The following is a 19,271-nucleotide window of genomic DNA, read 5'->3' as shown; positions in this document are numbered from 1 at the left end:
CATCGAGCAACAGAACCGGCCGCTCTGACCTGGGCCGAGGTGAACAGTGCGGATCCGTGCACACAGCTGAGATCAGAGCAGCTCTCAGATTCGCTTCACCACCGGGCTGAAGCCCGGTGCACTGCGAATAGTCCCGGTAGCGGGTGGCGCGCAGCCACGGCAGCCGTCTGGTGGTGGCGTACGTCGACCGGTGGGTGCCGCCGGTCCGGTCGGGCACGCCCGGTGTGTCGTCGACGCCGAGGGCGCGGTTGAGGGAGGTGAGGAAGGCGGTCAGCAGTGCGGGGGCGTCCGGGACGGTGGCGTCGAGCTGGGCGATGAGGGCGATGTCGCCGACGGACCGGTGGTTGGGCATCAGCCACACGCACATGTCCTTGTACGGCGAGGAGCTGTCCCGGTGGCGTTCCAGCCAGGTCCCGTACGCCTCCAGCAGCCCGACGAAACCGGCCTTGCCGACGTCCTCCCAGGGCCAGGCAACCATGGTCACGTACACCTCGGACGGCGGCGTGGGCAGGAGCGCGCCCGGGGCAGTACCGGTGGTTCCGGGCGTCCGGAACCAGTACGTGGTGATGACGCCGAAGTTGCCTCCGCCGCCGCCGGTGTGTGCCCAGAAGAGGTCGTGGTGCGGGTCGGCCGGGTCGCGGGAGGCGACGACGCTCCGGGCGCGGCCGTCGGCGTCGACGACCACGACTTCCACGGCGTGCAGGTGGTCGACGGTCAGGCCGTGCGCGCGGGAGAGCATTCCGTATCCGCCGCCGCTGACGTGCCCGCCCACTCCGACGGAATAGCAGGCTCCGCCGGGCAGGGTGACGCCCCACCCCTCGTAAAGGGTTTCATAGACCTGGAGCAGGGTGGCGCCGCCTTCCACGGCGAACGCCTGCTGTTCGTCGTCGAAGTCGACCGAGGCCATACGGGACATGTCGATGACGACATCGACGTCGGAATGGAAAACGAAGTCCTCGAAACAGTGGCCACCGCCCCGGACGCTTATGCGCCGGCCGCGGTCCACCGCGTCCTGGACCGCGGTGACGACCTCGGCCGTCGTCGCAGGCAGCACGATCCGCTCGGGCGACGCCGACCAGCGCTGGTTCAGGCCGGACGTCAGGTCGCCGTAGCGTGCGTCGTCCGGTGTCACGGTGACCGGGCCACTCGGCGCCACGGGTCTCCCGGTCGCCGTGGCCGGAGTCGGTGCCAGGCCGGCTCCGGCCACGACCCCCGACCCTGTGAGCAGCAGACGACGACGGCTCAACGAACTCATACGCACATTCCCCCGGTTCACTCTCGAGTTTTCGCTCGGGTGATTCCGGAGCACCGTAGACCGCTGTCCGACGGCCGGACAAATACCGGTTATGGGCGATCAATACGTCTGCCGTATGGCTCTTTCCGAGGGAAACTCCGTCCGGGCTGGCCAGTGCGCCGCGCGGCATTTCGTACCAGATTTCCGCGCTGCCATTTATTCGGGTACCGCATCAGAAGTGACGGGATGCCGCACGGTCCCCCACACCTCGCCAGTGACCTCCGTGACAGCTCCCGCACACTCCGGCTCGGCTCGCGAGGGCCCACGGGCCTTGACCCTGCCACGAGGTGAGGACACACCATGTCCGCGCGGCGACCGAACCGGTGCGCCGAGGACGAGGCCCTGCGTGAGCTGCTGACGGTCGTCGACGGCCTCCCTGTCTCCGGGGACGTACTGGAGCTGGCCTGCGGAACGGGCCAGTGGACGTCGAGGCTCGCCGCGCGGGCGCGGTCGGTGACGGCAGCGGGTACCGCATCGTGAAGGTGTTCCACGATGCCCGCACCCTCACGGACGACCTCACGGCACTGGGGTGGTCGGCCCGCATCCGGACCATGTCCGGAAACTACGTCGGCGTCGCGGAACCCCCGGCTGCCGGTCGGTAGCGGCGATCGACGGTCGGCGGTCGGCGGTCGACGGTCGGCGGTCGGCGGTCGGCGGTCGGCGATAAATCGCTGGCCACTCGCCCGGATCCACCTCGAAGCTGTGGTTCATGGAACGACCGCGACATGAGATACGGGCGGCCTACGGGGCGTCCACGATCACCGTCTACCAGGCCTACTCGCCGGGACTCGGCCTGCCCGCCGTCCGAGAGGGAAGGTTCCCCGGCGCGTGGAAGCGGGACCGGATGACGTGGATCAAGCCGTCGTTCCTCTGGATGATGTACCGCTGTGGCTGGGGCACGAAGCCGGGGCAGGAGACGGTCCTCGCGGTCGAGATCGCCCGCGACGGCTTCGAGTGGGCGCTGCGTCACGCATGCCTGTCGAGTTACGTGCGCGGGCTGCACGAGGACCACAGCGCCTGGCAGCGCCAGTTGAGACGTTCGCCGGCGCGCGTGCAGTGGGACCCCGAGCGGGACCTGCGCCTGCGACCCCTGGGGTACCGCTCCTTGCAGCTCGGGCTCCGTGGTGAGGCCGTGCGGCGCTACGCGGACGAGTGGACGGTCTCCATCAGTGACGTGACTCCGCTCGCCCACGAGATCCACGGCCTCGTCACCGCCGGCGACCTGGATTCCGCGGCCCGGCTGCTGCCCGAGGAGCGGCCGTACCCGGCCAGGGCGCCGCTCAGCGGAGGATGACCGGCAGACCGGCGCCGCTTCTCGGCGGTGGGGTGGGTCAGGTGGCGGTCAGGGCGCGGACCGTGCGGGACGGGCTGGGGCGGCCCAGGCGGTCGGCGAGCCAAGCACTGGTCTCGGCCAGTCTGTCCAGGTCCACGCCGGTGTGGATGCCGAGGCCCGCCAGCTGCCACAGCAGGTCCTCGGTGGCCAGGTTGCCGGTGGCGGACCTGGCGTAGGGGCAGCCGCCGAGTCCGCCCGCGGAGGCGTCGACCGTCGTGACGCCGTGCTGAAGGGCGGTGAGGGTGTTCGACAGAGCCTGGCCGTAGGTGTCGTGGAAGTGCACGGCCAGCCGGTCCACCGACACACCGGCCGCGCCGAGCGCGTCGAGGAGGGCTGTGACACGGCCCGGGGTGGCGACACCGATGGTGTCGCCGAGGCTCAGCTCCGTGCAGCCGAGGCGGAGCATCCGGGTGGCCACCGAGACGACCCGCGCCACGGGGACCTCACCCTCCCACGGGTCGCCCCAGCACATGGAGAGGTAGCCGCGCACCCGCATCCCCGCCTCGCGGGCCCGTGCGACGACCGGCGCGAACATCTCCAGGGACTCGGCGACGCTCCGGTTGAGGTTGGCCTTGGCGAAACTCTCCGTCGCCGAGCCGAAGACCGCGATGTCCTCCACCCCGAGGTCCAGGGCCCGGTCGAGACCGCGCAGGTTGGGGACCAGCACCGGATAGCGCACACCGGGCCTGCGGTCGACGCGGCGCAGCAGTTCCTCCGCGTCGGCGAGTTGCGGCACCCACTTCGGGTGGACGAGGCTGGTGGTCTCGATGACCGTGTGCCCGGCGTCGGCCAGACGCTCCACCAGTTCGGCCTTGACGTCGGTCGGGACTGCTTCCGACTCGTTCTGCAGCCCGTCGCGGGGACCGACCTCGCAGATGGTGACGTGTGCGGGCAGTCCGGGCAGCGGGTCGTTGCCGTAGCGGTTCACCGGGCGGCCCCCGGGGGTTCTGCGATCTCGGCGATCTCGGCGATCTCGGCGATCTCGATGCGGCCGGTGCGGTGCACGGCGGCCGTGGTCGGGCTGGACGTCGTGGCGGTGCAGCAGACCACGGTGGCGGGCCGGGTGGGCAGCACGCCCACGGCGAAGCAGGGCTGGGAGGTGCGGACGATCGCGTCGACCGTGCCGCCCCTGGCGACGCGCGAGGCCCCGCCCGCCGTGGGGTCGGACACCCAGACCCGGTCATCGCCGGCGTACGCGATGCCGTCGGGCAGGACACGTCCGCCGGTGACGCCGGCGGTGGTCAGGTCGGCCCAGACCCGCCGGTCGGTGAGTTCGCCGGTGCCGGTCACCGTGAAGGCGGTGAGGCAGCCGCCGACGGTCTCCGCGACGACGAGCGTCCCGTCGGACAGGCGGGTCGTGCCGTTGGGGAAACGCAAGCCGTGCGCGGCGGTGGTGACCGTGCCGTCGGGGTCGACGCGGGTCAGGGTGGCGGTCGGCGGGTTCGCGCCGGGTCCGAAGAGGGGGTCGGCGCCGGGGTCGCGCTCCAGCAGGCCGTAGAAGTCGAAGCCGAAGTCGCCGATCCAGGCCCGGCCGTGGGGGTCGACATGCATGTCGTTGGCGGCGCCCACGGTCACCTCGGCGAGGTCGGCGTGGGTGACGAGGGTGCCGTCGGCCTCGCGGCGCAGCAGCCTGCGGTCCCTCATCGACACGACGAGCAGCCGTCCGTCGGGCAGCCAGCCGAGGCCGGAGGGCTGGCCCGGCACCTCGGCGTACGGTTCGGCCCGCCAGGTGTCCGGGTCGATGCGCAGCACCTCGTGCGCGTAGAAGTCCGACGCGTACAGGGCTCCGTCGGGGCCGACGCTCGGTGACTCGGCGAAGTGCAGGCCGTCGAGGACCGTACGGGCGGTCGTCATCGAGACGGTCGGGCCGGTCAGGCCGGTCAGGCCGATGGGGTCGGCGGGGGCAGCGGGGCCAATGGGGTCGGTGGGGTCGGTGGGGTCGGTGGGTGAGGGTGTCATGTGCGGCTCCGGGTCCTGGGCGTCGTCGGGGGATGGGGCGGCTGGAGAGCCTCAGTGGCCCGCCCGCAGTTCCCGCAGGACGTGTTCCGCGTGGTCGGCCCGGACGCGCTTGTCGGCCACGAGCCGCGCGACGACCGCGGGGACCTCCTCGGCCGTCGCGCCCGCGGTGAGGGCGACGTTGCGGGCGTGCAGGGACATGTGTCCACGCTGGATGCCCTCGGTGGCCAGCGCGCGGACCGCGCCGAAGTTCTGGGCCAGTCCCACGGCGACGATGATCTCGGCGAGTTCGGTGGCGGTGTCGACGCCGAGCAGGGCGACGGCTGCCTGCGCCACGGGGTGCAGCCTGGTCGCGCCGCCCACCAGGCCGACCGGCATGGGCAGTTCGAGCGTACCGACGATGTTTCCGTCGGCGTCCTTCTCGAACCGGGACAACGAGGTGTAGAGCCCCGCCGGGGAGACGGCGTGGGAGTGCGCGCCGGCCTCGACGGCGCGGGTGTCGTTGCCGGTGGCCAGCACGACGGCGGAGATGCCGTTCATGATGCCCTTGTTGTGGGTGGCCGCGCGGTACGGGTCGGCCTCGGCGAGCGCCGCGGCGTGCACGATGTCGTCGGCCACGGCCCGGCCGCCGAGCGCCTCGGCGTCGAAGACGGCCCGTGCCCTGGACAGCCGCAGATCGGCCTTGTTCGTGAGGATACGCAGCAGCGTACGGCCGCCGGCGATCTGTCCGGCGCGGTCGGCGACGGCCTCCGCCATGGTGTTCACGGCGTTGGCGCCCATCGCGTCGCGGACGTCGACCAGCAGGTGGGCCACGACGTACGTACCGGCCCGCGAGGTGACGAGCCGGACCGCGATGTCCCTGACCCCGCCGCCGAACTCGACGAGCTTGGGGTCCTGGGCGTTGGCGAGTTCGATGAGTTCACGACGGGCTTCGAGCAGCCGGAGCCGGCCGGCCTCGGGGTCGCGTACGCCGATGATCTGCACCTGGGCCTGCATGACCGGCTCGGTGGAGGAGGTGAAGAAGCCGCCGTGTGTACGGGCCGCCTTCGCCGAGTTGGAGGCGGCGGCGACCACCGACGCCTCCTCGGTGGCCATCGGCACGAGCACCTCGCGGCCGTTGACGACGAAGTTGGTCGCCACGCCCACGGGCAGCGCCATGACGCCGACCACGTTCTCGATCATGTGGTCGGCCAGGTCCGGGTCGAGTCCGTGCCGCGGGTCGAAGGCGGCGATGCGCCGCGGGTCGACGGCGGCGGACTCCGCGACGGCCTTCCGCCGGGCGTCGACGGTGAGGTCCCTCAGACCCTGGATACGGCTGGTGCTCGGCATGCGGCCCTCCACTGCGTTGTGGTCATCGGACGAGACATCGGACGACGTCGAAGAACATCGGACGACGTCGGTCTACGTCGGTCGACTCGGTGCGTACGCGACGCTAGTTCCGCCCGGTGCCACCAGGTATGGCCGTACGGCACACAGCACGGGGCGGAGCGATGGGCTGTCGGTCCAGGCCGGCCGGGGTCGCGGGCCCGGCCGGTCACCGTATGTATAGTCCGCCTGCCGGTACGGCCCACGGATGGTCGCGCGGCACACTGCGGACCCTGGAGGGCGAGGGCGTGAACGCTGCATCGGAGCACCCGGGCGCCGTCCCGGTCGACACGGTCATCGGCCTGCTCGACGTGGCCGGTGCGGAGCGGGACGTCGACGACGCCGAGATCACGGAACTGCTCGCGGGCCTCGCCCTCCCGTCGGACGCGGTGGCCCGGATCGGCGACGGCGTCCGGCGGCTGCGGGCCCGCTCGCAGCGGTGGCGCCGGCGCGGCACGGAGCTGACGGCGCTCTCCTCCAGCGTCCGCGAGCTGGCCCAGCTCCGGGACGTGGACGTGCTGCTGGAGCGCCTGGTCGAGCGGGCCCATGACCTGGTCGGCACGGACATCACGTATCTGTCGGAGTTCGACGTGCGGACCCGTGAGCTGCGGGTACGGACGACGCTGGGGACGGTGGCGCCCACCTTCCCCGGGCTGCGCGTACCGCCGGGCATGGGGCTGGCCGGCCGGGTCGCGGAGACCCGGCTGCCGTCGTGGACGTCGAGCTACTTCACCATGGACCAGGCTCCGCACGACCCCCAGATCGACGCCACCGTGGCGGCCGAGGGCGTCTCGTCCCTGCTCGGGGTGCCGCTGCTGGCGGGCGACGAGGTCATCGGCGTGCTGTTCGCCGGGAACCGGATCGAGCACACCTTCTCGCCCGAGGAGATCTCGCTGCTCTCGGCGTTCGCCGACCACGCCGCCGTCGTGCTCCAGACTGCGCGGCTGCTGGCCCGGACCCGGGACGCCGCCGAGGAGACCCGGCAGGCGTACGACCAGCTCGCACGGCACGTCGAGGCGATGGAGCGGGCGAGCGGCGTCCACTCGGAGCTGACCGCCCTGGTCCTGCGGGGCGGGGACGCCACAGCGGTCGCCGACGCGCTGGGCAAGGCGCTGCGCTGCCGGGTGACGATCCTCGACGCGGACCTCGTGGTGTCGGCGACGACGGCGGGAACCGACGGGGCGCGCGACACCGGACCGACGCCCGGTGCCGGGCCCTCCGGTGCTGAGACCGGTGCCTCCCGTGACGAAGCCGTCCGGCGTGCCGTCGACGAGAGTCGCCGCAGCGGTCGGTGTGTGCCGCTGCGGGAGGCCGGCCGGGACCTCGTCGTGGCGGTGGTCGCCGGGCGGACCCTGCTGGGCGCGCTCGTCCTGGAGCAGGGCACGGTCGAGTTCGGGCCGGTCGAGCGCCGTACGGCCGAACGCGCCGCGCAGATCACTGCGCTGCTCAGCCTGAAGCAGGACGCGCTCGCCGAGGCCGAGCAGACGGTCCGCCGGGACCTCCTCGCCGATCTGCTCGCGGACGATCCCGAGCGCCGCGCGGGTGTCACGCAGCGGGCGCAGGCCAGGGGCATCCACACCGAGGGCCTCACCTCCCTGGTCGTCGTCTCGCTCCCGGCCGAACTGCGGCACTCCGCGGCGCGCGCCGCCGGGCAGGCGGTGGGGCCCCGCGGTCTGATCGGTGAGCACGCCGACTGGGTGGTGGCGCTCACCACCGAGCCGGACCCCGCGACCGCGGCCGGTCTGGTGCACTCCGCGGTGCGCCGTGCGCTCGGCCATCCGGTGCTGGCGGTCGGCACGTTCCTGCGCGAGGTCCCGGACGACGTCCGCGGGCAGGTGGAGGCGGCCACCGCGTGCGCGCGGGTCCTGCCGGCGCTCGGCATCACCGACACCGCGGCGACCACCGACGAGTACCTGCCGTACACGGCGCTGTTCGGGCCCGGGGAGGCCCGGGTGGAGGCGTTCGTACGGGAGTTGCTCGGCCCGGTCCTGGACTGGGACGCCGAGCGCGGCGGCAGTCTGCTCGTGACGCTGGCCGCGTACCTCGACAACCGGCTCAGTCCGGTGGCGACCGGGCGGGCACTGCACCTGCACAAGAACACGGTGCTTCAGCGGCTGGACCGGATCGGGGAACTGCTCGGCGACCGCTGGCAGGACGCGGAGCGCCTCTTCCGTATCGGCGTCGCGGTCCGTGTCGCCCGCGTGGGAGCCGTCCGCCTGTCCCGCTGACCCTTCTGTGTACCGACCGCCCATCCTCGCCCGTGAGGTATGGACCGACCGCACATGGCCCGGCGTGATCCGGCCCACGTACGTTCCACGGACGGCGCCGGGAAGACGGGCCAGGCCCCCGACGGCCGCCACGTACTGATCGGTGAGTCCCACAGCCCCACCTGCGGCACCCTCCTGGAGGCGCGGCCGCGGGTCAGCACCACAGGAGCCGACGCGTGACCGGACAACCAGAGGCGAGGATGACCGCCGAGTACACCACCATCGAGGGCATGATGCCCGACGGACTGTCGAAGGGCGCGCTGCGCGGCGTCGTGGTCCTGGACATCACCCGGGTCGTGGCGGGCCCGTTCTGCTCGATGCTGCTGGCCGACCTCGGCGCCACCGTCATCAAGATCGAGAACCCGAAGGACCCGGACTACGCGCGGGACTTCCCACCGAAGCTGAAGGCCGTCTCCAGCTCCAGCTCCGGGTCCGGTTCCGGGTCCGGGTCCGGGTCCGGGTCCGGTGAGGAGTTCAGCGGGTTCTTCGCGCAGTTCAACCGGAACAAGTTCGGTCTGACCCTGGATCTGTCCACCCCGGAGGGCAAGGACGTCCTGCGGAAGCTGGTCCGCCGCGCCGACGTCCTGGTGGAGAACTTCCGTCCCGGCACGATGGACAAGCTCGGTGTCGGCTACGACGTGCTGCGCCAGGAGAATCCGCGCCTGGTGTACACGGCGATCTCCGGTTACGGCCAGACCGGTCCCTACCGGCGCCGCCCCGCCTACGACAACAGCGCGCAGGCCACCGGCGGACTGTGGTCGATGAACGGCTTCCCCGACCGGCCCCCCGTACGGGTCGGCACGATCATCGGTGACCTGTCGGCCACGCTGTACTCGGTCATCGGCACCCTGGCCGCGCTGCGGCACGCCGAGAAGACCGGCGAGGGCCAGCTGGTCGACGTGTCGCAGCAGGACTCGGTGCTGAGCCTGACCGAGAACGCCGTCGTCTCGTACACCGCCGAGGGCAAGGTCCCGGGCCCGCTCGGCAACGAACACCCCTTCGTCAAGCCGTACGAGCTGTATCCGTGCAAGGACGGGTTCGTGTTCTTCGGCGGCTACACCGACAAGTTCTGGCGGCTGTCCTGTCAGCTCTTCGGGCAGCCGGAACTCGCCGACGACCCCGAGATCGACACCATGGCCAAGCGGTTCACACCCGAGGTGTACGAGGCACGGGTTCGGCCGCTGCTGCACCTGTGGTTCGCGGACCGTACCAAGACGGAGCTGGAGGAGATCGCCGGCGACGCGGTGCCGCTCTGCGCCATCAAGGACATCGGGGAGGTCGTGGAGGACCCGCAGATCGCGGCGCGCGACATGGTGGTGGACGTGACGTACCCCGAGTTCGGCGAGATCCGCATGTTCGGCACCCCCATCAAGCTCGGCGCGACGCCCGCCCAGGCGCGGGGGCTGGCCCCGAAGGTCGGCGAGCACGCGGTGCCGGTCCTGCGGGCCCTCGCCGGCCTGGACGATGAGCAGATCGCCGCGCTGCGCGAGAAGGGCGTCATCTGATGGGCGGCATCACCCTCGACCGCGACGGTGCCGTGGCCGTCGTCCGCTTCGACCGGCCGGACAAGCTCAACGCGCTCACCCTGTCCATGTACGACGAACTGGGTGCCGCCTTCGCGGAGGTGCGGGACGACGACTCCTGCGCCGTCGCGGTCCTCACCGGCACCGGGGACCGGGCGTTCTGCGTCGGTGCCGACCTCACCGAGTCCATCCCGGCGCTGGCGGCGGGACGCTTCGACATCTCGCACTGGGACGCGGCGCACCAGAAGCACACCCGGCTGTTCAAACCGGTGATCGCCGCGGTCAACGGCCTCTGCCTCGGCGGCGGTTTCGAGATCATGCTCTCCACCGATCTGCGGATCGCCGCCGACACCGCCGAGTTCGGGCTCCCCGAGACCGGTGTCGGTGTCGTACCCGCGGGCGGCACCCTCACCCGGCTGACCCGGCAGATCCCGTACGCGTGGGCGATGGAGCTGATGCTCCAGGGCGACCGGATCACGGCCGAACGGGCGCTGCGGTACGGGCTGCTGAACGAGGTAGTCCCGGCGGCCGGTCTGCTCGACGCGGCGTTGGAGCGCGCCCACCGGCTCGCCGCCCGCAGCGGCACCGCGCTCGCGACCGTCAAGGAGGCGGTGCTGCGGCTCGGGGATCTCCCGCAGGACCAGGCGTTCCACAGCGAGGCCCTCTACGGGCAGAAGGCGTTCACGTCACCGGACGCCCGGGAGGGCCTGACCGCGTTCGGCGAACGCCGCGCGCCGCGCTTCCCGTCCCATGGGGAGAGGCGCTTCCCGTCCCATGGGGAGAGGGGGGACGCGGACGCGGCCCGCTGAGAGGCCGCTGCGACCCTCGCCGGATCTCCCTCACCACGATTACTTGGCTAGCCACACAATCGGTGTTACTTTTATGTGGCTGGCCACAGAAAGTGGTCGGGCAGCCATCCGGTCAAGGAGATCCGTCATGAAGGCCATCGTTTTCGACACGTTCGGCTCCACCGAGGTCCTGCACGAGGCGGAGCTGGAGATCCCGCAGCCCGGCCCCGGCCAGGTGCGGGTCCGTATCCGGGCCGTCGGCGTCAACCCGGTGGACGGCAAGATACGTTCCGGCGGCATGGAGGCCATCTTCCCCACCACCCTGCCCGCCGTCCCCGGCGGCGAGATCGCCGGTGTGGTCGACGCCGTCGGCGAGGGCGTCGACCACCTCAAGGCGGGCGACGAGGTCCTGGGCTGGTCCGACACCGGCTCCTACGCCCAGTACGCCCTGGCCCCCGCCACCGTCCTCGCGCCCAAGCCCGCCGGCCTGGACTGGACGCACGCCGCCGCCCTGCCCGTCGCGACCGACGGCGCCGAACGCGTACTGGACCTGCTCGGCGTCGGCGCGGGCGAGACACTGCTGATCCACGGCGCGTCCGGCGCCCTCGGCACCATCGCCGTACAGCTCGCCGTCGCCCGCGGCGCCCGTGTCATCGGCACCGCCGGCCCGGCCAACCAGGAGTACGTCACCTCCCTCGGCGCGACCGCGCTGGTGTACGGGGACGGCCTGGTCGAACGGGTCCGCGCGCTCGCCCCCGAGGGCGTGGACGCCGTCTTCGACGCCGCGGGCAAGGGCGCGCTGGAGGACTCCATCACCCTGCGCGGCTCCACCGACCGGATCGTCACCACCGCCGACTTCCGCGCCCGCGAACTCGGCGTCGTCTTCGCCGAGGGCCCCCAGCGCCGCTCCGCCGCCCGCCTCGCCGAACTGGCGCGGCAGGCCGCCGACGGCACCCTGGTGACCACGATCAGCGCCACCTACCCGCTCGCGGAGGCCGCGAAGGCCCAGCAGGCCAGCGACGCCGGCCACAACCGTGGCAAGCTCGTCCTGACCGTCGACTGAACGCCCCCCTTCGACCGCTCCCATGTGTGATGAGGAACCGACCATGCCCGACCCCACCCCGGACGCGCCGCCGGACACGGCGCGCGACGGGCGGATGAGCTACGCCATCTTCCAGCTCGCCCGCGCCCACCGCGCCCACGCCGCCGCCATGCTGCGCGCCCTGAACCTGCACCCGGGGCAGGAGCTGCTGCTGATGCAGCTCTTCGACCACGACCACCGGACCCAGGCGGACCTGCTCGACCACGTCGGGCTCGACCACTCCACCGTCTCCAAGTCCCTGCGCCGCATGCAGGAGGCCGGACTGCTCACCCGGGAGCCCGCCCCGCACGACCGGCGGGTCATGGTGGTCCACCTCACCGACGCGGGCCGTGCCCTGCGCGAACCCGTCGCCGAGATGTGGCGCACCCTGGAGGAGATCTCCGTACGCGATCTGAGTGCCGATCAGGTCGAGCAGTTCACCGCCTGGGCCCGCACCGTGGAGAAGTCGCTCAGGGACCACAGCCGGCAGGCACCGGCCGGGACACCGGCCGAGTGATCCGAGACGGCCGGCCCGGGTCACCGGCCCCGGGTCGCCCGCCGGCCCCGGCGTTGTCAGTGCCGCGGTCCATACTCGTGCCACGGTGCCACCCGGGTGCCGTGGCACGAAGGGAGCGACATGGCCGAGGTGCTGGTTTTCCACCACGGGCAGGGACTGACCGCGGGCGTCCGTGACTTCGCCGAGCGGCTGCGGCAGGCGGGGCACACCGTCCATGCCCCGGACCTGTTCGAGGGGCAGGTCTTCGGCAGCCTCGAAGAGGGCATGGCCCACACCGAGAGCATCGGGTTCGCCGCCTTCGTCGCGCGCGGAACCGCCGTCGCCGAGACGCTGCCCGCGGACCTCGTCCACGTGGGCTTCTCGCTGGGTGTCCTGCCGGCGCAGAAACTGGCCCAGACCCGGCCCGGTGCGAGGGGCGCGGTGCTGATCGAGGCGTGCGTCCCCGCCGCGGAGTTCGGCGGTGCCTGGCCCGAGGACGTACCGGTCCAGATCCACGGCATGGACGCCGATCCGTTCTTCGCCGGCGAGGGGGACGTCGAGGCGGCCCGCGCACTCGTCGCGACGGCGGCGGACGCCGAGCTCTTCCTCTACCCCGGCGACCGGCACCTCTTCACCGACAGCGGTCTTCCCTCGTACGACGAGCACGCGGCGGCGCGGACCACCCGGCGGGTGCTCGCCTTCCTCGACCGCGTCGATTCGCGTGGTCCTATACCCGGTCCCGGTCCGGTCGGTCCCGGTCCGGTCGGTCCCGGTCCCGGTCCGGTCGGTCCGTGAGCACCGCGGCGAGCCGGGCCCGGCTGGTGACGCCGAGGCGTCCGTAGATCCGGTAGAGGCAGGAGACGACGGTGCCGGAGGGGAGGGACAGGCGGCGGCCGATCTCGTCGTTGCTCAACAGCCGCGCGGCCAGCAGCGCCACCCGCATGTCCCGTGCGGACAGCGGCTCCGGGGACCGTCCGACGTCCGCACCCGTCCTCGTCCTCGTACCCGTACTAGCCCCAATGCCGTTGCTTTTGGTTGCGGCGTAGGCTCGTTGGTGGCCGCAGGGGGTGGTTTGAGTGTCTGCGAGCGTGTCGGAGTTATCGGGTCTGGGGCTGTTGACCTGGGTGTATCCGCCGGGTCTGGTGGATCGGGTGGTGGCCGCCTGCGGGCGGGCGGAGCAACGCAGGCGTCTGCTGCCGGCCCGGCTGGTGGTGTACTTCGTGCTGGGTCTGGCGCTGTTCTCGCCGGCCCCGTATCTGGACGTGATGCGGCACCTGGTCGAGGGTCTGCGGAGTCAGGGGCTGCTCGGTGAGTGGCGTATTCCGGGGAAGTCGTCGCTGTTTCGGGCCCGGCAGCGGCTGGGGTGTGAGCCGCTGCGGGTGCTGTTCACCACGACGGCGAAGCCGATGGGCACCGCCGACACCCCGGGGACCTTCTGGCGGGGGCTGCGGGTGCTGGCGGTGGACGGCACCTGCTGGGACGTGGCCGACTCGGAGGCCAACGAAGCCGCCTTCGGCCGGCCCGGGAACAGCCGCGGCACCGACAAGACCTCTTTTCCGCAGGTGAGGATGGCATGCCTGGTGGAGACCGGCACGCATCTGGTGCTGGACGCGGAGCTGGCCGGCTGCCGCACCGGGGAGGTCACCCTGGTCGGCCGCCTGCCCCGTTCCTGCGGTCCCGGTCAGCTGGTCCTGGCCGACCGCGAGTTCCTGGGGGTGCCGTTGTGGCGCGCCTTCACCGCCACCGGTGCCGATCTGCTGTGGCGGGTGTCCGCCAACCGTGTGCTGCCTGTCGACCGGATGCTGCGGGACGGCTCCTGGCTGTCGCGCATCCATGCCTGCACCGATCCCGGCCACGGTGATCCGGTCACCGTCCGGGTGGTCGCCTACCGGCTGGGCGGCACCGGCCGGACGGCAGGCGAGTACCGGCTGGTGACCAGCCTGCTCGACGCCCGCCGTCACCCGGCCCGGCAGCTGGCCGCGCTCTACCATGAGCGCTGGGAGGCGGAGGCGGTCTTCGCCGAGCTCAAGACCCACCAACGCGGTGCCCGCGTCGTGCTCAGCAGCAAGACTCCCGACGGCGTGGTCCAGCAGATCTGGGCACATCTGCTGGTTCACCGGGCCCTGCGCGAGCTGATGCTCAGAACCGCCGCCACCCGTCACCTCGACCCCGACCGGATCTCCTTCACCGAGACCCTGCGCTCCGCCCGGCGCAGCGTGACCGTCACACCGGGCAGTTTTTCCCCCTGACCTGCTGATCAGAACACTCCACCTGCTCCAGCACGACCTGCTGGAACGACTACTGCCCATCAGACGACTGCGCAGCCAGCCCCGGGTCGTCAAACGCAAGATGTCCAACTACCGGCTCAAACGGGCCGGACACCGCACCTGGCCCCAGCCCACCCGCACCGGCATCAGAGCCGTACGCCTCCAACGACCCCAACCCGCCGACCCGTAAAGCAACGGCATTGGTACTAGCCCCGGTCCTCGTACTCGTACTCGTCCCCAGCTCCTTCCGGCCGGTCCGCCGCTGAGTGGGCTCCATACCTCGCATCGTCTCCTTCACCCGGTCCCGTGGCCCCCACCCTCGCGCCGGGGCACGTACGCGAACATCCGGGGGGCTCACGGAGTTTTCCGGTGGTGGCGGTGGCTCCCGCCGCACAGACCGCCGCACCCGAAACGGACCACGATCCGCTTTCGGTACCCTTGGGCCATGCATGCGGGCTCTGCGGACACCCTGGTCGGGCGAGCGCCACACGTGGCCCTGATCTCCTCCGCGGTGGAGGACCTGCTCGCGGGGCGCGGTGGTGTCGTACTGCTGCAGGGCGAGCCCGGCATCGGCAAGAGCGCGCTGCTGGCCGCGGGTCTGGCCGACGCCCGGCGCCAAGACCTCGACGTGGGCCACGGCGTCTGCGACGAGCTCGGCCGGCGCCTGCCCCTCACCGTCCTGCAACAGGCCCTCGCCCGTGTACCCGGGCGGCGACGGGCCGCGGCGGAGGCGGCCCGTCCCCCCTCCGACGAGCCTCGCGGGCACGGCACCGTCGGCGTGGTCACCGGCGACCCGGTGACCGCCGCCGCCGAGGAACTGCTGGTGCTCGTCGACCGGCTGTGCGCCGCGCGCCCCCTCGTCCTGGCCCTCGACGACCTTCAGTGGGCCGACGAGGCGACGCTGCTGGTGTGGCGCCGACTGTGCCGTACGGCGTCCCAGCGGCCCCTGCTTCTCATCGGCGCCTGCCGGGAGGTCCCGCAGCGGCCCGAACTGGATCTGCTGCGCCGGGACGTCCGCGACCACGCCGGAACCACCCTCACCCTGCTCCGCCTGTCGGACGGCGACGTGGCCGAGCTGGCCGGCCGGATCGCCGGCCGGACGGCCGGGCCCCGGCTGCTCGGCCGCCTGGGGCTGGCGGCGGGCAATCCGCTGTACGTACGCGAGATGATGGACGCCCTGACCCGTGCGGGGGCGCTGGCGGACGACGGCCGGCGCACGGAACTCGGACCTGAGGCGCACGCCGGGGACGGCGAGCACCACAGGTGGGCCGAGTTCGGCCGGATGTCCCTGTCCGAGGCGATCGCCGACCGGCTGGCGTTCCTCTCGGCGGGGACCCGGGACATGCTGCGCACGGCGGCCCTGCTCGGCCCCACCTTCCCCCTGACCGACCTCGTCGTGCTGCTCGGCCGGCCGGCGGCGGCCCTGAGCGCACCCGTACGGGAGGCGCTGGCCGCCGGTGTGCTCGAACCGGCCGACGGGGACCGGCTGCGCTTCCGCCACGGGCTGCTCAAGCAAGCGCTGTACGAGTCCGTGCCGGCGGCACTGCGCGTCGCGCTGCACCGGGACGCCGCCGAGGCGCTCATCGCCCGGAAGGCGTCGGTGGAACGGGTCGCCGAGCTGCTGCTGTCGGCGGGTGACGCGGCCGACGGCTGGGAGGTCGACTGGCTGGTGGAGAACGCCGCGGCACTGACCCGCCGCGCACCGGCCGTCGCCGCCGCCCTCCTCGACCGCGCCGTCGTCCACACCCCGGACGACGACCCCCGTGCCCTGCGGCTCCTCGACCACCTCGCCTCCGCCGCGTTCCTCGCCTCCCAGTACGAGCAGGCGGGACGCGTCGCACGACAGGTACTGGACCACCACGGCGACTCCGAGCAGCGCGGCCGGGCGGCCTGGATCCTCGGCTACGCCATGGCGCGCACCGCGCTGGTCGAGGAGGCGATGGCCGTCGTCCAGGAGGTGGCGAAGCGGCTGGAGCCGGAGACGAGGTGGCACGCGCGGCTGCGTGCCTTCGTCGCCATGACGCTGATGAACCTGGGCCGCGACGACGAGGCCGCCGCGGCGGCCACCGACGTCCTCGCCGCCGGCGCCCGTCGGCCGGACGCCATGGCGACGGGGTACGCGCTGCACGCCCTGGCGATGACGCGGTTCGTCCGCCAGGACGTCGAGGGCGCCCTGGAGTGCATCGTGCGAGGTGTGGCACTGACCGGTTCCGACCCCGAACTGCTCGATCTGCGCCTGCTGCTGCAGAGCAATCAGATCGCCATGCTGCTGAACCTCGACCGCTTCGCCGAGGCGAAGGACGTGCTCGCCGACGCGCGGTCGCTGGCGGAGCGGACGGGTACGCCGCGCCTGGGGTCGTGCGTGATGCACGCCGGTGACGTCGCCTTCCACACCGGGCGGTGGGACGACGCGCTGACCGAACTGGACACGATCTCCGACCCGGACCACTACCCCACGTACTATCCCGCGCTCCCGGTCATCGCCCACAGCATCGCGGCCACGGTCGCCGCCCACCGCGACGAGCAGGATGTCGCGCGCCGTCACCTGCGGGCGGTGGAGGAGGTGCCCGAGGTCCACTTCAAGACGGTCAACCTCGCGTACTGGTTCGAGGCCCGCGCCATGGCCGCGGAGCGGCTCGACGACCTCCCGTCGGCGGTCGCCGGGCTGAAGGAGGTGCTCGGCCCGTCGTACGACGTCATGGACGACCGGGTGCGGCTGCTTCCGCTGCTGGTGCGGCTCGCCCTCGCCACGGGTGACCGGGAGACGGCCGAGCGGGCCGCCGCCTGTGCCGAGGCGGAGGAGGACAGGAGCCGGCTGCCGCGGGCGGGTGCGGTCCGCTCGTGGTGCCGGGGGCTGCTGGAGTCGCGGCCCGAGCCGGTGGCGGCGGCCGTGGACTACTTCCGCGCGGTGGGCCGCCCGGTCGAGACGGCACAGGCGCTGGAGGACGTCGCGTACCTGCTCGCCGGGGCGGGCGCGGCCGGCCCCGCCCGCCGGGCGCTGAACGACGCGATGCTGACGTACACCGCGCTCGGTGCCGTGTGGGACTCCCGCCGTGCCGCGGCCCGGTTGCGCTCCCGCGGTGTGCGGCTCGGGGTGCGGGGCGCGCGGGGGCGGCCCCGTACGGGCTGGGAGGCCCTGACCGACACGGAGGTCAGGATCGCCGAACTCGTCGCGAAGGGCCTGTCCAACCCCGACATCGCCGATGCCCTCGTCCTGTCCCGGCGCACCGTCGAGACACATGTCTCCCACGTCCTGGCCAAGCTGGGGGTCACGTCGCGGCGGGAGGTGGCCGGGGTGGCCGCCGCTCACCGCACCTGAGTCCGCACGGTGAGCGTGCGGGCCGGCCGAGCAGGTGGTCCTCCATGTCGCCGGTCCGGCAGACCCCGATGGTCACCCACCACTTGTCGGGCAGTCCCTCGTCGATAGTCGCAGGCCGGTGACGGGGTGATCTCCTTGCCCTCGTTCTTGGGGTTCCGTCGGACAGGACAGGACAGGCGGGTCCGGGGCCTGCTGCCCGAAGACGGTGTCCGCATAGTCACAGGTCCGTCCCAAGCCGTTGGGGTCGCTCAGCGGCATCGGCCGCCCCCTCCCGTGGCGTTCCGCTGTGTACCGGGGTGTGTGTAACGGCCGTGTCAGAAGCGGTGGCCGCGCGGAACGGGCCGTGAGCGCATCCCCGTCCTGGTGGTCAGAACAGCCCACGGAGTCAACCGAGACTGAGGAAGTAACGATGCGCGTTCGCAAGCTCACCCTCGCCGCCGCCCTGGCCGTCGTCGCCGGTCTCTCGCTCACGGCGTGCAACGGGGACGACGGCACCGCACAGAACGACAGCGCGTCCGCCGCCGCTTCCGCCCCGAGTGGCGACTCGGCCTCCGCGAGTCCGGAGCAGGGTGGCTCGGCGCAGGCAGAAGGGACGGGTTCCACCGGGAGCGGCTCCGGTACGGACACCGAGGCCGCCGGGTCCGGCGCGTGCCGTACCGACGAACTGGAGGTCACCGCGGCGGACACCACCATCACCGGTGACGAGCAGGGCTCGGCCGCGGTCACCTTCGCCAATGGCGGCGGTCACGACTGCACCCTGTCCGGGTACGCGGGCGTCGACCTGAAGACCAGCGAGGGTCAGTTGTCCGCCGAGCGCAGCGGCCAGGCGGCCGACCCGGTGGTGCTCAAGGACGGTGAGTCGGTGTCCTTCAACATCGCCTACCCGCTCAACGACTCGGGCGGCTCCGGCGTCCGCGTCACGGGCCTGGTCGTGACCCCGCCGGGCGAGACGAAGTCGGTCACCCTCGACTGGCCGGGCGCCGGCAGCCTGCCCGTCACCGACGGCTCCGGCTCCGCCGTGACGGTCGGCCCGATGGGCAGCGCGGGCCAGGGCGGGGCGAGCTGACCCGGGTCGTGGTCGAACGACCCGGTCGGCCCGCAGGCGCTCGACGTCCGTAGGCGCTCGATGTCCGCCGGGGCGTGGCCGGGCTGGTCCCTACACTCCGCCGGCGCCTCGAACAGGGAGACCTCGACGGCCTGTACGGCACCGGTGGTGGTCCGGGTGAGCGGCGCGGTGAGGATGCCGCTGTAGACGTACGTGCCGGCGGTGACATCGGCGACGGAGATCCCGGCGCGGGCGGTCTCCTCGGAGCCCGGAGGTGCCGCGTCGTCGCCCGTGCTCGCCTCCCGTGGAGCGTCCCTGCGCGCCCAGGGGATTCCCTGCGTGAGTTGCACGTTCGCTGTGTTGCTCTCGTGAAGATTCGGCGGGCACGCGGGGGCCGCGCCCCGTCCGGTGCCGGAGCCTTCCACCCACGAGGGATTTGCCCCTTTCAACAGGTCGTCGGCACGCCCCGGTTGGTGCTGAATGTGAGCATAGCGAGTGCTAATCGGGCGTCAGCTCCGGTGATAGCATTCCTGCCGT

General features: G+C 72.4%; 17 protein-coding genes and 1 pseudogene. 12 read left to right on the top strand and 6 right to left on the bottom strand.

All coding sequences use genetic code 11. The features are described from left to right. Positions 1–1,132: FAD-binding oxidoreductase (locus UW392_RS57370; RefSeq protein WP_320783444.1), on the bottom strand; the 1,132-nt coding region annotated here is incomplete at its 3' end. Positions 1,133–1,594: 462 nt separating this feature from the next. Between UW392_RS57370 and UW392_RS57365 the strand changes: the two genes are divergently transcribed. Further along, complete coding sequence (locus UW392_RS57365) at positions 1,595–1,774, top strand: hypothetical protein (RefSeq protein WP_320783443.1); 180 nt, start codon at positions 1,595–1,597, stop codon at positions 1,772–1,774. Between the two features lie 229 nt (positions 1,775–2,003). Then, positions 2,004–2,588 carry a DUF4291 domain-containing protein gene (locus UW392_RS57360; RefSeq protein ID WP_320783442.1) on the top strand — a complete coding sequence of 195 codons (585 nt, stop codon included), beginning with the start codon at positions 2,004–2,006 and terminating at the stop codon, positions 2,586–2,588. Between the two features lie 37 nt (positions 2,589–2,625). On the opposite strand, the gene UW392_RS57355 is transcribed toward UW392_RS57360, so the two are convergent. Genes UW392_RS57355 through UW392_RS57345 form a run of 3 tightly spaced genes read right to left on the bottom strand, consistent with a single transcriptional unit; the run spans position 2,626 to position 5,912 of the window. After that, positions 2,626–3,555 carry a hydroxymethylglutaryl-CoA lyase gene (locus tag UW392_RS57355; RefSeq protein ID WP_320783441.1) on the bottom strand — a complete coding sequence of 310 codons (930 nt, stop codon included), beginning with the start codon at positions 3,553–3,555 and terminating at the stop codon, positions 2,626–2,628. Beyond that, on the bottom strand, positions 3,552–4,586 hold the full coding sequence (locus tag UW392_RS57350) for an SMP-30/gluconolactonase/LRE family protein (RefSeq protein WP_320783440.1): 1,035 nt from the start codon (positions 4,584–4,586) through the stop codon (positions 3,552–3,554). The genes UW392_RS57355 and UW392_RS57350 overlap by 4 nt, the downstream gene beginning before the upstream one ends. A 51-nt stretch (positions 4,587–4,637) precedes the next feature. Beyond that, a complete protein-coding gene (locus tag UW392_RS57345; protein WP_320783439.1) occupies positions 4,638–5,912 on the bottom strand; it encodes a hydroxymethylglutaryl-CoA reductase, degradative in 1,275 nt (424 codons plus the stop codon). A 284-nt stretch (positions 5,913–6,196) separates the two neighbouring features. Here UW392_RS57345 and UW392_RS57340 point away from each other — a divergent pair, with 284 nt between their 5' ends. The 7 genes from UW392_RS57340 (at position 6,197) to UW392_RS57310 (ending at position 12,898) form a co-directional block, all read left to right on the top strand. After that, positions 6,197–8,176: a helix-turn-helix domain-containing protein gene (locus UW392_RS57340; RefSeq protein WP_320783438.1), complete on the top strand. Its 1,980-nt coding sequence runs from the start codon at positions 6,197–6,199 to the stop codon at positions 8,174–8,176. Positions 8,177–8,230: 54 nt separating this feature from the next. After that, entirely contained in the window at positions 8,231–8,395 is a 165-nt protein-coding gene (locus tag UW392_RS57335; RefSeq protein ID WP_320783437.1) for a hypothetical protein, read from the top strand. Continuing rightward, positions 8,392–9,720, top strand: coding sequence for a CoA transferase (locus UW392_RS57330; RefSeq protein ID WP_320783436.1), 1,329 nt, complete (start codon positions 8,392–8,394; stop codon positions 9,718–9,720). The genes UW392_RS57335 and UW392_RS57330 overlap by 4 nt, the downstream gene beginning before the upstream one ends. Continuing rightward, entirely contained in the window at positions 9,720–10,547 is an 828-nt protein-coding gene (locus UW392_RS57325; RefSeq protein WP_320783435.1) for an enoyl-CoA hydratase/isomerase family protein, read from the top strand. The genes UW392_RS57330 and UW392_RS57325 overlap by 1 nt, the downstream gene beginning before the upstream one ends. A gap of 127 nt (positions 10,548–10,674) precedes the next feature. Continuing rightward, the gene (locus UW392_RS57320) at positions 10,675–11,589 is read left to right on the top strand and encodes an NADP-dependent oxidoreductase (protein ID WP_320783434.1); all 915 of its coding nucleotides are present in this window, start codon (positions 10,675–10,677) and stop codon (positions 11,587–11,589) included. 43 nt (positions 11,590–11,632) lie between these two features. Further along, the gene (locus UW392_RS57315) at positions 11,633–12,124 is read left to right on the top strand and encodes a MarR family winged helix-turn-helix transcriptional regulator (RefSeq protein ID WP_320783433.1); all 492 of its coding nucleotides are present in this window, start codon (positions 11,633–11,635) and stop codon (positions 12,122–12,124) included. A 120-nt stretch (positions 12,125–12,244) separates the two neighbouring features. Then, on the top strand, positions 12,245–12,898 hold the full coding sequence (locus UW392_RS57310; protein WP_320783432.1) for a dienelactone hydrolase family protein: 654 nt from the start codon (positions 12,245–12,247) through the stop codon (positions 12,896–12,898). Here the strand turns inward: UW392_RS57310 and UW392_RS57305 are convergent. Further along, a complete protein-coding gene (locus UW392_RS57305) occupies positions 12,831–13,061 on the bottom strand; it encodes a LuxR C-terminal-related transcriptional regulator (protein WP_320783447.1) in 231 nt (76 codons plus the stop codon). The two genes, UW392_RS57310 and UW392_RS57305, sit on opposite strands and share 68 nt — an antisense overlap. A 118-nt stretch (positions 13,062–13,179) precedes the next feature. Here UW392_RS57305 and UW392_RS57300 point away from each other — a divergent pair, with 118 nt between their 5' ends. The 3 genes from UW392_RS57300 to UW392_RS57290 all read left to right on the top strand — a co-directional run bounded on the left by UW392_RS57300 (position 13,180) and on the right by UW392_RS57290 (position 18,755). Continuing rightward, positions 13,180–14,352, top strand: coding sequence for an IS4 family transposase (locus tag UW392_RS57300; protein ID WP_320783431.1), 1,173 nt, complete (start codon positions 13,180–13,182; stop codon positions 14,350–14,352). 463 nt (positions 14,353–14,815) lie between these two features. Further along, a complete protein-coding gene (locus tag UW392_RS57295) occupies positions 14,816–17,689 on the top strand; it encodes an AAA family ATPase (RefSeq protein ID WP_320783430.1) in 2,874 nt (957 codons plus the stop codon). Between the two features lie 409 nt (positions 17,690–18,098). Then, positions 18,099–18,755: a DUF4232 domain-containing protein gene (locus UW392_RS57290; protein ID WP_320783429.1), complete on the top strand. Its 657-nt coding sequence runs from the start codon at positions 18,099–18,101 to the stop codon at positions 18,753–18,755. Positions 18,756–18,868: 113 nt separating this feature from the next. Here UW392_RS57290 and UW392_RS67205 read toward each other — a convergent pair. Beyond that, a pseudogene (locus tag UW392_RS67205) lies at positions 18,869–19,084 on the bottom strand (CoA transferase); the annotation flags it as partial. Between the last annotated feature and the right edge of the window lie 187 nt (positions 19,085–19,271).

Source organism: Streptomyces sp. CRN 30, from assembly GCF_034105845.1.
The sequence above is the reverse complement of the archived record's forward strand: the minus strand, read 5'-3'. Positions and strand labels throughout refer to the sequence as shown.